This is a genomic window from Saccharopolyspora sp. CA-218241 (genome assembly GCF_050954615.1).
Taxonomy (GTDB): domain Bacteria; phylum Actinomycetota; class Actinomycetes; order Mycobacteriales; family Pseudonocardiaceae; genus Saccharopolyspora; species Saccharopolyspora cebuensis.
Genome location: NZ_CP191860.1, coordinates 5,702,698 through 5,716,233, shown reverse-complemented (window position 1 = coordinate 5,716,233; position 13,536 = coordinate 5,702,698). Strand labels below are relative to the sequence as shown.

13 protein-coding genes are annotated in these 13,536 nt (G+C 71.1%); 9 read left to right on the top strand and 4 right to left on the bottom strand.

Features of this window, described 5'->3' with window-relative positions; translation table 11 throughout:
* The 5 genes from ACQP0T_RS27105 to ACQP0T_RS27085 all read left to right on the top strand — a co-directional run bounded on the left by ACQP0T_RS27105 (position 1) and on the right by ACQP0T_RS27085 (position 4,095).
* Positions 1 to 1,125, top strand: coding sequence for a sensor histidine kinase (locus ACQP0T_RS27105; RefSeq protein WP_433870564.1), 1,125 nt, complete (start codon positions 1 to 3; stop codon positions 1,123 to 1,125).
* Positions 1,122 to 1,814: a response regulator gene (locus ACQP0T_RS27100; protein ID WP_433870563.1), complete on the top strand. Its 693-nt coding sequence runs from the start codon at positions 1,122 to 1,124 to the stop codon at positions 1,812 to 1,814. The genes ACQP0T_RS27105 and ACQP0T_RS27100 overlap by 4 nt, the downstream gene beginning before the upstream one ends.
* Before the next feature lie 222 nt (positions 1,815 to 2,036).
* Positions 2,037 to 2,408, top strand: coding sequence for a type VII secretion target (locus ACQP0T_RS27095; RefSeq protein ID WP_433870562.1), 372 nt, complete (start codon positions 2,037 to 2,039; stop codon positions 2,406 to 2,408).
* Between the two features lie 8 nt (positions 2,409 to 2,416).
* Positions 2,417 to 3,508: a polymorphic toxin type 44 domain-containing protein gene (locus ACQP0T_RS27090; RefSeq protein ID WP_433870561.1), complete on the top strand. Its 1,092-nt coding sequence runs from the start codon at positions 2,417 to 2,419 to the stop codon at positions 3,506 to 3,508.
* Entirely contained in the window at positions 3,508 to 4,095 is a 588-nt protein-coding gene (locus ACQP0T_RS27085) for a hypothetical protein (RefSeq protein ID WP_433870560.1), read from the top strand. Before ACQP0T_RS27090 ends, ACQP0T_RS27085 begins: the two co-directional genes overlap by 1 nt.
* Here ACQP0T_RS27085 and ACQP0T_RS27080 read toward each other — a convergent pair.
* Positions 4,076 to 5,305 carry an ROK family transcriptional regulator gene (locus ACQP0T_RS27080; protein ID WP_433870559.1) on the bottom strand — a complete coding sequence of 410 codons (1,230 nt, stop codon included), beginning with the start codon at positions 5,303 to 5,305 and terminating at the stop codon, positions 4,076 to 4,078. The genes ACQP0T_RS27085 and ACQP0T_RS27080 overlap by 20 nt on opposite strands.
* Before the next feature lie 112 nt (positions 5,306 to 5,417).
* Here ACQP0T_RS27080 and ACQP0T_RS27075 point away from each other — a divergent pair, with 112 nt between their 5' ends.
* Genes ACQP0T_RS27075 through ACQP0T_RS27065 form a run of 3 tightly spaced genes read left to right on the top strand, consistent with a single transcriptional unit; the run spans position 5,418 to position 8,457 of the window.
* The gene (locus ACQP0T_RS27075; RefSeq protein ID WP_433870558.1) at positions 5,418 to 6,752 is read left to right on the top strand and encodes an extracellular solute-binding protein; all 1,335 of its coding nucleotides are present in this window, start codon (positions 5,418 to 5,420) and stop codon (positions 6,750 to 6,752) included.
* Positions 6,752 to 7,621 carry a carbohydrate ABC transporter permease gene (locus tag ACQP0T_RS27070; protein ID WP_433870557.1) on the top strand — a complete coding sequence of 290 codons (870 nt, stop codon included), beginning with the start codon at positions 6,752 to 6,754 and terminating at the stop codon, positions 7,619 to 7,621. The genes ACQP0T_RS27075 and ACQP0T_RS27070 overlap by 1 nt, the downstream gene beginning before the upstream one ends.
* 8 nt (positions 7,622 to 7,629) lie before the next feature.
* Positions 7,630 to 8,457 carry a carbohydrate ABC transporter permease gene (locus ACQP0T_RS27065; protein WP_433870556.1) on the top strand — a complete coding sequence of 276 codons (828 nt, stop codon included), beginning with the start codon at positions 7,630 to 7,632 and terminating at the stop codon, positions 8,455 to 8,457.
* 156 nt (positions 8,458 to 8,613) lie between these two features.
* Here the strand turns inward: ACQP0T_RS27065 and ACQP0T_RS27060 are convergent, their stop codons facing one another.
* Positions 8,614 to 8,775, bottom strand: a complete 162-nt coding sequence (locus ACQP0T_RS27060) for a hypothetical protein (RefSeq protein WP_433870555.1) — start codon at positions 8,773 to 8,775, stop codon at positions 8,614 to 8,616.
* A 96-nt stretch (positions 8,776 to 8,871) separates the two neighbouring features.
* Between ACQP0T_RS27060 and ACQP0T_RS27055 the strand changes: the two genes are divergently transcribed.
* Entirely contained in the window at positions 8,872 to 10,491 is a 1,620-nt protein-coding gene (locus ACQP0T_RS27055; protein WP_433870554.1) for an alpha/beta hydrolase, read from the top strand.
* A gap of 513 nt (positions 10,492 to 11,004) precedes the next feature.
* Here ACQP0T_RS27055 and ACQP0T_RS27050 read toward each other — a convergent pair.
* The gene (locus ACQP0T_RS27050; protein WP_433870553.1) at positions 11,005 to 11,163 is read right to left on the bottom strand and encodes a hypothetical protein; all 159 of its coding nucleotides are present in this window, start codon (positions 11,161 to 11,163) and stop codon (positions 11,005 to 11,007) included.
* Between the two features lie 287 nt (positions 11,164 to 11,450).
* Positions 11,451 to 13,265, bottom strand: a complete 1,815-nt coding sequence (locus ACQP0T_RS27045) for a phosphoenolpyruvate carboxykinase (GTP) (protein ID WP_433870552.1) — start codon at positions 13,263 to 13,265, stop codon at positions 11,451 to 11,453.
* Between the last annotated feature and the right edge of the window lie 271 nt (positions 13,266 to 13,536).

Sequence of the window (13,536 nt, the reverse complement as noted above, 5' to 3'; positions counted from 1 at the left end):
ATGCCCGCGAATCCCCGAACCACCGCGGCCGACGTGCTGCTCGCGGTGCTGCTGACCGCGTTGGCCGTCGTCACGCAGGCGGGCTCGCCCGCCCCGGAACCGGACTGGTCGGCGTACGTGCTCGCCGCGCTGACCGCCGCGCCGGTCGCGCTGCGGCAGACCGCTCCGGTGCTGACGCTGCTGGTCATCCTGGCCGCGACCACCGCGAGCGGCCTGCTCGGCCACGGCCTGACCAACGTCGGGATCGGCTCGCTGATCGGGCTGTTCTCGGTCGCCATCCTGCGTTCCAGGCCGGTGGCCGCGGCCATGTGGGCGCTGTCCTTCGCCGTGATCCTGTTCAACGGCTTCCACTCCGTGCCCGAGGTCGTCTGGACGCACGGCCTGATGGCCGGGGTGGCGCTGGCCGGTGTCTGGATGCTCGGCGACAGCACGAAGCGCTGGTCGCAGCGCGCCGAACGGGCCGCCGAGGAGGCGGCGCAGGCGGTCGCCAACGAGCGGGTGCGCATCGGCCGGGAGCTGCACGACATCGTCGCGCACCACATGTCGGTGATCTCGTTGCAGGCCGGGCTCGCCAAGTACGTCATCGACACCGATCCGCCGACCGCGGTGCGGGCGATCGACACCGTCGGGGACACCAGCCGCGAAGCGCTCACCGAACTGCGTCGGCTGCTCGACGTGCTGCGGGTGGACGACGACGCGTCCGAGCCGGACCACGCCTACCACCCGCAACCGGGGCTGGCGTCGCTGGACGAGCTCGTGGAGCGGACCCGCGGCGCCGGGTTGCGGGTCGACCTGGTGACCACCGGGCAGCCCCGCGACCTCCCGGCGGGACCCGATCTGTGCGCCTACCGCATCGCCCAGGAGTCGTTGACCAACGTGCTCAAGCACGCGGGACCGGCCAGCGCGCGGATCGAGCTCGATTACGGTGAGCGGATGCTCACCCTGGAAGTGACCGACGACGGTGCCGCACCCGCGAAGTCCAGGACTTCCCCCCAGTCGCACGGGATTCGCGGGATGCGGGAGCGCGCGGAGCTCTACGGCGGCGCGCTCACCGCCGGGCCGCTGGCGTCCGGGGGGTTCGGCGTGGTGCTGCGCTTGCCGATCGACGAGGTGGGGAAGGCATGAACATCCGCGTGCTGGTCGCCGACGACCAGGACCTGATCCGCGCCGGCCTCGTCGCGCTGCTCACGGCCGCCCCGGGCCTGGAGGTCGCGGGCGAGGCCGCCGACGGCGCCCAGGCGGTGCGGGTGGCCGCCGAGACCCGTCCGGACGTGATCCTGATGGACATCAAGATGCCCGGCGTGGACGGGATCAGCGCGACGCACCAGATCCTCCAGGCGCACCAGGAGGACCCGCCGCGGGTGATCGTGCTGACCACCTTCGACCTGCCGGAGTACGTCTACACCGCGTTGGGCGAAGGCGCCGCGGGGTTCCTGCTCAAGGACACCCCGCCGGATCGGATCATCACCGCGGTGCACGCGATCGCGGCGGGCGACGTGCTGATCTCGCCGCACATCACCTACCAGCTGGTCGAGACCTACGCCCAGCACCACCACCGCGCCACGGCCGTCGAGGACTCCGCGCTGCGGGCCCTGACCGCGCGGGAGACCGAGGTGCTGCGCCTGGTCGGCAACGGGCTCACCAACGCGCAGATCGCCCGGCGGCTGGTGCTCAGCGAGGCGACGGTCAAGACCCACGTCAAGCGGATGATGGGCAAGCTGCACCTCACCAGCCGCGCCCAGGCCGTCGTCGTGGCCTACGAGACCGGCCTGATCGTCGCCGCAGCGAACGCCCCTCACCCGAACGTGAAGTGAGTGAGGGGCACCCTTGCCCAAGTTACTCGGACAAGGGGGCCCTCACCTGGTTCCCGGACCGGTGACGGCGGCGGCTGCCGAATGGCCGCGCGCGGAATCGGACAACGAGGGGTTGATCCCCCATCGGGGTGGCGGCAGGATGAACCGTCCGGAATCCGCGGGGCCGGCTGGGGGGTCTCCTCGCGATCGTGTTCTGTTCGCGGCCTGGTGGGGTGGAGGCGCATGGGCATCTTCGATCGGCTCAATCCTGGTTCCGAACCGCCCGCCGGCGGCGGGGGAGGTGAGATCCAGGTCGATCCCGCGAAGCTGACGCAGATCTCCGGCGCGGCCGGGGACGTCGCGGGCGGGGTCCGGTCGGGCGGCACGCACGCCGAGGAGGGTTCGGGCGCGGCGTCGCGGGCGCTCGGCGGCGCGGACTTCGCGCTGGGGGACGCGCTCGCGAAGACCTCCGAGACGTGGGGGACGCAGATCGGCACGCTGGAACTGGCCTGCACCAAGATCGCCGACTCGCTGGCGGCCACGGCGAAGGACCACGAGTACACCGAGGCCGAGAACGAGATGTCGATGGCCGAGATCGCCCAGCACTTCGAGTGAGGTAGTCGATGCTGTCCTACGAATCCGTCTACAACGCGCCGGTGGACGAGCTCAAGGCCGCCGTCGACGCCTGGAGCGAGCAGATCGGCAAGCTCAAGTCCCTCGAAGCCGACATGAACGAGACCGTGCTGATGCCCGTGCAGACCTGCGGGTGGACCGGGCAGGACGCCTCGGCGGCCATCTCCTTCATCGACCAGACCTCGCAGGAGTTCGCCGACGCGGTCGAGCAGGCCACCGGGATCCGCGACATCCTCCAGGAGGCCCACGACGCGATCCGCACGGCCAAGGAGCGGCTGCACACCATCGCCGAGACGGAGGCGCCGGACAAGGGCCTGAAGGTCAGCGGCTCCGGCGAGGTCGAGGCCGACAGCTGGATCCCCGGCTCCGACTGGTGGAACGAGGAGGAGATCCAGCAGATCTCGCTGGAGATCGACCGCGCCCGGGTCAACGCCACCGAGGCCGACGACAACGCCGCCGCCGCGCTGCGCCGCAACGTCGCCGAGGACCACGACTTCAACGCGCCGACCCACCAGACCCTCGCCGAGGCCGAGGCCGCGATCAGCGAGGGCCGGTTCAACAAGGCCGAGAAGCTGATGTTCGACGAGATGATGCGCAACGTCAACAGCGACGAGGTCAAGGAGATGCGGGAGAACCTCGACTCCAAGCTCACCACGCCCGAGGCGTTCCTGGACTGGTTCAACCAGGTCAAGACCGGCGCGGAGTGGGACCACAAACCGATCCTGGAGGAGGAGCTCGGGCTGGAGGTGCAGCAGGAGTACAACCTCAAGATCCCGGGCGATCCGGAGGGCCGCTCGGTCAGCTACGACATGTGGTCCAACATCCACTACGGTTACGTCGGCGCCGCGGCGGGTTTCGACGCCGAGACGCTGATCCAGGGCGCGTCGATCAGCGAGGGCGCGACCGGCCGGGACGACGCGGGCGACCAGGTCACCATGCGCGCCGGGATCGAGCTGTACGAGAAGTACGGCGACGACCTGACGCAGGAGCAGTTCCACCAGGAGATGATCAAGACCATCGACGAGATGGAGGACCAGGGGGCGCCCCAGGTCGACGAGTGGGAAGCGCGGAAGTACGAGTGATGCGCCGGATCTGGTGGATCGTCCTCGGGGTCGTCGTGCTGCTCGTCGTCGGGCTCGCCGCGTGGGCCGTGCCGCTGCTCGCCCAGGGGCGCGCCGACGTCCCGGCCCGGCGGTTGGTGGTCGCGACGCCCGCCGCGCCCGGGGACTGGCGGGTGACCTCGGACGAGCTCCGCGCGGGCCCCGAGCTGACCGGGCTCGACGAGCGGTGGTCGCGGGTGTGGGAGCGGCCCGACGGCGCGGACGTGCAGCAGGCCGCGCTCCGGTTCTCCTCGCCGCTGTGGGCCGCGCGGGCGTTCGGCGGCGACGATCCGGCGCAGCAGCAGGCGGAGTTCTTCGACGCGGTCGACGAGCTGCCGGTCGAGCCGGACACGGGTGCCGACGAGGCGGCGGTGTTCTGCGGCCGGGAGTTCGCCCGGGGCGACGGCTGCGCGAGCTGGTTCGTGTGGCTGCGCTACGGCCAGTACGTCATCTCGCTGACCGCTGATGACTTGACCGCCGACGACGACGCCCCGGGCGACCGGCTGCCCGGGTGGCTCGCCGACACCGTCGCCGAGGCCGACCGCGCGGTCACCGGCGCCCTGCGCTGAGGTCCGGGCCGGCCTCGGCGCCGAGCAGGGTGGTGAGCCGGGGCGAGTAGCTGCGGTCCAGGACCAGCGAGGCCGCGCCGACCGCGCCCGCGTGCTCGCCGATCAGCGCGGTCTGCACCCGCACCGGGCGGACCTCCGGCGCCCACACCTGGGCGTCGAGGACGGCGGCGACCCGGTCGCGGACGAGGTCGCCGACGTGGCGCAGCGCCGGTCCGCCGAGCACCACCCGGTCCACGTCGAGCACCCCGACCACCGCGGCCAGCGAGCGGCCGAGCCGGGTGGCGGCCTGCCGCAGCACCTTCACCGCGTCGGCCTCGCCCGCGGCGGCGCGGCGGCACAGCCGCGCGTAGGACTCGGCGACCGGACCGCCGTCCCCGCCGCCGGAATCGGCGACGATGGCGCGCATCGAGCAGTACGCCTCCAGGCAACCGCGCCGACCGCAGTGGCACAGCCGGGTGCCGCCCGCGGGCACGTGCCCGATCTCGCCCGCGTTGCCGCTGACCCCGCGGTGCGCCCGGTCGGCGAGCACCACGCCGAGCCCGACCCCCGAGCCGAGGTAGGCGTAGGCGAACGAGCCGGCGCGCTGCTCGCCCCCGGCCCAGCGTTCGCCGATCGCCGCGGCGGTCGCGTCGTTGTCCATCACCACCGGCAGCCCGGTCCGCTCCGACACCGCGTCGGCCAGCGGGACCGCGGGCCAGCCGGTGAGGTTCGGTGGGGACAGCACGGTGCGCTGCGCGGCGTCCAGCGGGCCGGGCACGGCGAGCCCGGCGCCGAGCACTTCGTCCGGGTCGACGCGGGAGACGAGCTGCTTGCAGGTCCGCGCCAGCGCGCTGATCACGGCGGCGGGTTCGGCGCCGGCGGGCACCCGCCTGCTCGCGGTGTGCCGCACGCCGCCCGCCAGGTCCAGCAGCACGCCGGTGATCCGTTCCGGGTCCAGGTGCAGCCCGACCGCCGAGCAAGCCTCGGGCACCACTTGGAGCAGCACCCGCCGCTTGCCGCCGGTGGACGGCGCGTGCCCGCTCTCGCTGACCAGCCCGTCGGCGATCAGGGCGCGCACGATGTTGGACATGGTCTGCGCGGTGAGCCCGGTGCGCTGGGCGAGTTCGACCCGGCTGACGCCGCCGCCGCGGCGGATCGCGTCGAGCACCACCGCCCGGTTGAACCCGCCCACTCGGGGGAGATTGGTGCCCTGCCACGACTCCTCCGCCATCGGCGCTCCTCATCCGGTGGGCGACACGTTGACTTGGTTCAACTAATGGAATTAACGTGCTCGAAGAGTGTGATCCGGGTCTCAGGTCAGGCGCAACCACCGGAGGACCGCAATGCGTCGAAGAACCGCTCTGCTGCTCGCCGGACTGCTGGCGCTGCCGCTCGCCGCGTGCGGGGGCGGCGCCGCCGCCGACCCCGACACCATCACCGTCGCCTACCACCGCTACGGCAACATCCAATCCGTCGAAACCTGGATGCAGCGCGTCAAAGCCCAGTACGAGCAGGCGAATCCGGGCAAGCACGTCAAGCTCGACCCGGTGGTGGCCCCGGAGAGCGAGTACCTCTCCAAGCTCCAGCTCCGGATGCGCTCGCCGTCCACCGCGCCCGACGTGCTCTACGAGGACAGCTTCAGCATCAACTCCGACGTCGCCGCCGGGTACCTCGCCCCGCTGGACGAGCGGCTCGCGCAGTGGCCCGACTGGGACCAGTACATCGAGACCACCAAGCAGGCCGGGCGCGCCGCGGACGGGCGGATCTACGGGGTTCCGCTGGACACCGACACCCGCGGCCTCTGGTACAACCGCGAGCTGTTCGCCGACGCCGGGCTGCCGACCGACTGGCGGCCCCGCACCTGGGCCGACGTGCTCGACGCCGCGCGCCGGATCACCCAGCGGCATCCCGACGTCATCGGCCTCGACCTGGCGCTGGGCAAGTCCGAGGGCGAGTCGGTGAGCATGCAGACGGTGGAGATGCTGCTCTACGGCACGCCCACCGGCACCCTCTACGACGAGCGGGCGGGCAAGTGGATCGCGCCCAGCGCCGGGTTCACCGACGCCATGCGGTTCCTGTCCACCGCGATCGGCGAGGGCCTGACGCAGAGCAAGGCGCAGATCGCCGACGCCCAGTACGACAAGCGGCTGCGCGATGAACTGGCCCGGCAGGGCAAAGTCGCGATCCGGCTCGACGGCAGCTTCGCCTCCGGCAACTGGGAGAACGCGGGCTGGACCGACTGGCATCGCACCATGTCCGCCGCGCCGATGCCCACCCAGCACGGCCAGCCGCCGGGAACGGTGACGCTCTCCGGCGGGTGGACGCTGGCGATGAGCGCGTCCGGGCAGAAGAAGGACGCCGCGTTCGAGTTCATCAAGCAGGCCATGACCGAGGACAACGTCGTCCAGTACGCGCTGGCCAGCGGCAACCTGCCCGCCCGGGCCGACGCCGCCGCCGACCCCCGCATCGCCGAGTCCAACCCGCTCAACCCGTTCTGGATCGGTCTGCTCGGCAACACCCACTACCGGCCCGCGCTGCCGGAATACCCCAAGGTGTCGGAGGAGATCCAGCGGTCGGTGCTCGACGTGGTCGGCGGCGCACCGCCGGAGCAGGTAGGCGACGAATGGTCGCGCCGGGTCGCCGAGATCGTCGATCCGGCCAACACCCGCGCCGGCTGATGATCGCGCTCGCCGGCCGGTTGCGGTGGTTGCCGCCGATGCTCCCGGCGCTGCTGCTGCTCGGGTTGTTCGTGGCCGGGCCGATCCTGTGGAGCGGCTACATCTCGCTGACCAACGCGGCGCTGACCGGGGCGGCGGCCACCGACCCGGAGTTCGTCGGGCTGGAGAACTTCCGGCGGCTGTTCACCGATCCGGAGCTGTGGCGCTCGGTGTGGCTGACCGTGGTGTTCGTCGCGGGTTCGGCGGTGTTCGGGCAGAACCTGCTCGGCCTGGGCATCGCGCTGCTCACCCGGCACCGCAACCGGTTCATCAGCGGCGCGGTGGGCACCGTGGTGGTCTCGGCGTGGGTGCTGCCGGAACTGGTGGCGGCGTTCGCCGTCTACGCGTTCCTCAACCCCGACGGCACGCTGAACGCGCTGCTGGCCTCGTTCGGGCTGGACGGCCAGCAGTGGTTGTTCACGGCGCCGATGCTGGCGGTGGTCCTGGCGAACGTGTGGCGCGGCACCGCGTTCTCGATGCTGGTCTACCAGGCCGCGCTCGCCGAGGTGCCCGGCGATCTGACCGAGGCGGCGCAGGTGGACGGCGCGGGTTCGGTGCGGCGGTTCTGGCACGTGGTGCTGCCGGTGATCCGCCGGTCGGTGCTGACCAACCTGATGCTCATCACGTTGCAGACCATCGGGGTGTTCACGCTGATCTACGTGCTCACCGCGGGCAGCCTCGACGGCGCCACCCGCACGCTGCCGCTGCTGATGTACGAGCAGGCCTTCGAGCTGGACGAGATCGGTTACGCCGCCGCGAGTTCGCTGGTGCTGCTGGGCATCGGCGCGCTGTTCGCGGTGGTGTACGCGGCGACGCTGGAGGAGAAGTGATCCCGTCGGTGACCGCCGCGCGCCGGCGCACGGCGTCGGCCGTGGTGAACCTGGTGCTGGCCGCGATCGGCCTGGTGTTCCTGGCCCCGCTGCTGTGGCTGCTCACGGCCGCCTTTGACGCCGACGCGCCGCTGGCCGCCCGGCCGCCGCGGGAGCTGACGCTGGACAACTTCGCCCGGGTGCTCACCTGGGACGTCAGCCTCGGCCCGGTGCTGAACGGGCTGCTGATGTGCGGCGGCGCGGCGCTGGTCGCGGTCTCGGCGGCGGTGCTGTGCGCCTACCCGCTGTCGCGCTACCAGCTCCGGTTCCGGCGGCCGTTCCTCTACGCCGTGCTGTTCGCCTCCGGGCTGCCGATGACGGCGGTGATGGTGCCGGTGTACAGCATGTTCGTCCGGCTGCACCTGATCGACTCGATGGCGGGCACCGCGCTGTTCCTGGCCGCGACCTCGCTGCCGATCGCGATCTGGATGACGAAGAACTTCATGGACGGCGTGCCGATCGCGCTGGAGGAGGCGGCGTGGGTCGACGGCGCGTCCGGGATGCAGGCGCTGCGGCGGATCGTGTTGCCGCTGGTGCTGCCCGGGCTGAGCGTGGTCACCATCTTCACGTTCATCACGGCGTGGGGGAACTTCTACGTGCCGTTCGTGCTGCTGCTCGACCCGGCCAAGCAGCCCGCCTCGGTCGGCGTCCACACGTTCTTCGGCCAGGGCGGGCTCATCGCCTACGGCGAGCTCGCGGCCTACTCGCTGGTCTACACGGCGCCGGTGGTGCTGCTCTACCTGCTCGTCAGCCGGGCCCTCGGCGGCGCCTTCGCCCTCTCCGGCGCCATCAAGTGACCCGTTCCTGGTGAGGGGCACCCTGTACCCCATGACGTGGTACAGGGTGCCCCTCACTCACCACCCGACCGAGCGCCACACCACCCGCCCTCACCCGCCCGGGAGCTGAGTGAGGGGCACCCTTGCCCAAGTAACTCGGGCAAGGGTGCCCCTCACTCAAGGCGCATTCGGGTGACGGGCCGGATCAGCGGCCTCGGCCTTGCTGGTCTGGGCGGTGGTCCGCCCGCGCTCGCAGGTCGCGTCCGGGGCGACCTCGACGAGGGCGAGGGCGCTCGGCGGGCCGACCCGGTGAAAAGCCCCGTAGCTGACATTTGTCATCGCGGTAGTTGACCGAAAGCGGTACCAGGGTGGGGTGTCGCCTGATCGAATGACCTCGTGATCACCAAGGGTCACCTTGAGGATTGAGGGGGTTCGATGCGCAAGGCGACGCTGACCACGGCGGTCGCGGTCGCGGTCGGGGCGCTGGTGGGCTCGGCCGCACCGGTGCTCGCCGCGCCCGCCGACGCGCCGTTCGAGGTGCCGGAGCGGTACGCGAAGCAGCGGATCGAGTGGGCGCCCTGCCTGCCCGATCCGCTGCCGCCCGGACTGCCGCCGGGCTCGGAACGGCTGGAGTGCGGGACGTTCACCGCGCCGATGGACTGGCACGACCCGGAATCCGGCGAGGACGTCACGATCGCGGTGAGTCGGCTGGCCGCGCCGGGCGGGGACGGCCGCGCGCTGTTCACCAACCCCGGCGGACCCGGCGGCGCGGGCCTGTCCATGCCGCTCGCGCTGCTCCAGATGGGCCGCACCGACCTGCTGGCGAACTTCGACGTCTACGGCATCGACGTGCGCGGCACCGGGGCGAGCAGCACGGTGTCCTGCGGCCCGCAGGAGTACTCGCCGCTGGACCTGAAGGACCGCAGCCCGGACAACATCCGCGCGGTGCTCGGGATGGTCGAGGGCCTCGCGCGCGACTGCCAGGAGCACAGCGGTGAGCTCGGCCGCCACGTCACCACCGAGCAGACCGTCGCCGACCTCGACCTGCTGCGCCTGGTCGAGCAGCGCGAGCAGGTGAGCTGGTACGGCATCTCGGGCGGCACCTGGCTCGGCGCCTACTACGCGACGTACTTCCCGGACTCGGTGGAGCGCGCGGTGCTGGACTCCAACACCCAGTTCACCGGGAGCTGGCAGCAGGTCTTCGGCTGGCAGCCGCTGGCCATCGAACGGCGCTGGCGGGAGGACCTGCGGCCGTGGCTGGCCGAGGGCGACCACGCCTACGGACTCGGCGCGACCCCGGAGGCCGTGCAGGCCACCGTCGACCGCGTCCGGGCGGAGCTCAAGGCGAACCCCATCCCGACGCCGAACGGGCCGCTCGACCACAACGTCGTCGACAACCTGCTGGTGCAGTCGCTCTACAGCAAGAGCAGCTTCGACACCTACGGCCGGACGATGGCCGAGCTCGCCGCCGGGGCGCCGTCGGAGCAGGCGGTGTCGGCGCTGGTGGCGACCCGGAGCCGGCAGCTACCGATGCAGGCCGACCCGGCCGACTCGATGTCCGCCACGTTCTACTCGATCCGCTGCAACGACACCGCCTACCGCGGCGGGCCGGGCTGGGCCGTGGCCAACTCCGAGATCCAGGGCCGGATGTTCCCCACCTACGGCTACCACACGATCAGCCAGCCGTGCGCCTACTGGGACCGCCCCGACGTGCAGCTGAAGCGGCCGAGCGGGGAGGGCGTGGTCCCGGTGCTGATGCTCCAGTCGGAGAACGACATGGCCACCGCCACCGAGGGCGCGAAGATCGCGCACCACCAGTTCGAGGGCTCCCGCATGGTGCTGGTCCGCGACGAGGGCGACCACGGGGTCTACGGGATCGGCAACACCTGCGTCGACGACGCGGTGGAGCGCTACCTGATCGACGGCGTGGTGCCCGAGCAAGACCTCACCTGCCAGGGCACCGGACTCCCCGAGCCGGGCGCGATCAGCGCTTTCGGGGAGGGGCGGGCAAGTATCTGGGAAAACCTGGAGCACTTCTCCGACGTCATGCGGTGATCGCGCTGTTTCGGACTCGCCCTGCTGAGCGGTGCGGGTAGCGGAACCTCAGCGGCCTGCTCGCTCCGGGCGCCCTTCCTGATGTACAACCACGTACACGGCGTCAGGGCGTCCTCGCGAGAAGGCCGCTGAGAACCCGCAGCGGTGCGAGCTGCGAGGGTGGGGCAAAGCGGAAGCGGCTGACGCCGCTTGCCTGACGGTGGTCCCGGTGGCGCGTGCGTGGTGCGGCCGGTGGTTTCGTCCGGTGATCTTCGTGGAGTGAGGGGCACCCTTGTCCAAGTATGTTGGGCAAGGGTGCCCACTCATTCAACTTTCGAGTGAGCGGCGGGTTCCGGGTGGCCGGGCGCGTTGGCCGCCGGTCGTGGTGAGGGCGGGTGGGTCGCGCACCGCCCGGGTCGTTCGGCTTCGTCCTCGGTCGTGGTACCCGCCGGGAGCCCCGCCTCCGGGAGGGCCGTCTCCGGCAGGTCTGTCTCCGGGAGGCCCGGAGACGGGCTGTCGCGGGTCGGTGGTCGACTAGCGGGTCCGGGGTCCTCCGTCCAGCTCGTCGATCCACTCGTCCGGCGTGCGGCGGTCGTCGTCCGCGTCGAACACCTCGTCGGCGTCGGAGCGCAGTGCGACGAACAGCGCGGCGATCGCGATCAGCGTCAGCATCAGCAGTGCCAGTGAAGCCACGGCACACCCCCCATCCGCCCCGGACGGGTCCGCCGTTCGGCGGGCCGGCGGGACACCGCCAGTGTCCGCCGAGTCGCTGGTCAGGAGCATTCCCCCACACCAGCGGCGGAACCGCGGCAAGATCGCCGGTGGCCGGACGCGAGAACGGCGCTCCCCCGAAAGGACTTCACCTTCCCTGGGGGAACGCCGCACGATCGCGCACGATTCGCCGTTCAGCACTGCGGGCAGGTGGCCCGGGCTGCTTCCCACGTTGCCGCCCGAAGACCACCTGCCCGAGTGTCGCCCGGTCAGTTACCGAGACGCTGTTTCAAGGCCACGAGCTCGTCGCGCATGGAGCTGGGCAGCGCGTCGCCGATGGTGTCGAACCACTCGTCGATCAGCGGCAGCTCCGCCTTCCACTCCTCGACGTCGACCTTGAGGGACTCATCCACGTCCGAAGCCGGGGTGTCCAACCCGGAGAGGTCCAGGGAGTCGGCGGACGGGACCATGCCGACCGGGGTCTCGGCGGCGGTCGCCCGGCCCTCGATCCGCTCCACGATCCACTTCAGCACGCGGCCGTTCTCGCCGAACCCGGGCCACAGGAACCGCTTGTCGTCACCGCGGCGGAACCAGTTGACGTAGAAGATCCGGGGCAGCTTGGCGGAGTCGGCCGCCTTGCCGATGTTCACCCAGTGCTGGAAGTAGTCGCCGACGTTGTAGCCGATGAACGGCAGCATCGCCATCGGGTCGCGGCGCACCTCGCCGACCTTGCCCGCCGCGGCGGCGGTCTTCTCCGACGACAGGGTGGCGCCCATGAACACGCCGTGCTGCCAGTCGAACGACTCGTTGACCAGCGGGATCGTCGTCTTGCGCCGGCCGCCGAACAGGATCGCCGAGATCGGCACGCCCTTCGGGTCGTCCCACTCCGGCGCCAGGATCGGGCACTGCGACATCGGCGTGCAGTAGCGGGAGTTCGGGTGCGCGGCGGGCTCGTCGGACTCCGGCGTCCAGTCCCGGCCCTTCCAGTCGGTGAGGTGCTCGGGCTGGCCCTCCATCTCCTCCCACCAGACGTCGCCCTCGTCGGTCAGCGCGACGTTGGTGAACAGCGAGTTGCCCTGCTCGATGGTGCGCATCGCGTTCGGGTTGGTCTTCCAGTTGGTGCCCGGCGCGACGCCGAAGAAACCGGCCTCCGGGTTCACCGCGTAGAGCCGCCCGTCCTCGCCGAAGCGCATCCAGGCGATGTCGTCACCCAGGGTCTCCACCTTCCAGCCGGGGATGGTCGGCTGGAGCATGGCGAGGTTGGTCTTGCCGCACGCCGACGGGAACGCGGCGGCGACGTAGTAGACCTTGTTCTCCGGCGAGATGAGCTTGAGGATGAGCATGTGCTCGGCGAGCCAGCCCTCGTCCCGGGCCATCGCCGAGGCGATCCGCAGCGAGTAGCACTTCTTGCCGAGCAGCGCGTTCCCGCCGTAGCCGGAGCCGAAGCTCCAGATCATCCGCTCCTCGGGGAAGTGGGTGATGTACTTGGTGTCGTTGCAGGGCCACGGCACGTCCTGCTCGCCGGGCTCCAGCGGGGCGCCGACCGAGTGCAGCGCGGGCACGAAGTCGCCGTCGTCGCCGAGCCGCTCCAGCGCCGCGCTGCCCATCCGGGTCATGATCCGCATCGAGGCCACGACGTACTCGGAGTCGCTGATCTCCACGCCGAGCTTGGGCTCGTCGGCGTCCAGCGGGCCCATGCAGAACGGGATCACGTACATCGTCCGGCCACGCATGCAGCCCCGGTAGAGCTCGGTCATGATGGCCTTCATCTCGGCCGGGTCCATCCAGTTGTTGGTGACCCCCGAGTCCTTCTCCTCGCGGGAGCAGATGAAGGTCCGCTCCTCGACCCGCGCCACGTCGCTGGGGTCGGAGGCCGCGTGGAAGGAGTTCGGCTTGTCCGCCAGCCGGGTGAAGGTGCCCGCGGCTACCAGCCGGTCGGTCATGCGCTGCCATTCGGCGTCGGAGCCGTCGCACCACACCACCTGGTCCGGGGTGGTGAGCTCGGCGACCTCGCGCACCCACGACAGCAGCCGTTCGTGCGTGGTCGGTGCCTGGTCGAGACCGGGGATGGTCAATGCCGTCATCTCGTCGTGTCTCCTGACTGGGCGCCACAGCCCGGATTTTCGACGTCGGTCTCCCGACGTCTTGAGGGAATGCTCCGCCCGGCCCGAAGGCCGAGTGGATTGGGAAGGGATGCACCGAGGTTAACGGGGAAGGCGCCGCACAACGGAGATCGGAGTTGTTCCATCTCTCACAGGAACGATAAGGGAATCGATTCAGAACCGGACAGGGCAATGGTCTGGACGAAATCCCGCCGGAGTCTCCGGCGGGCCATGCAAGGATTTCCGGCAATTC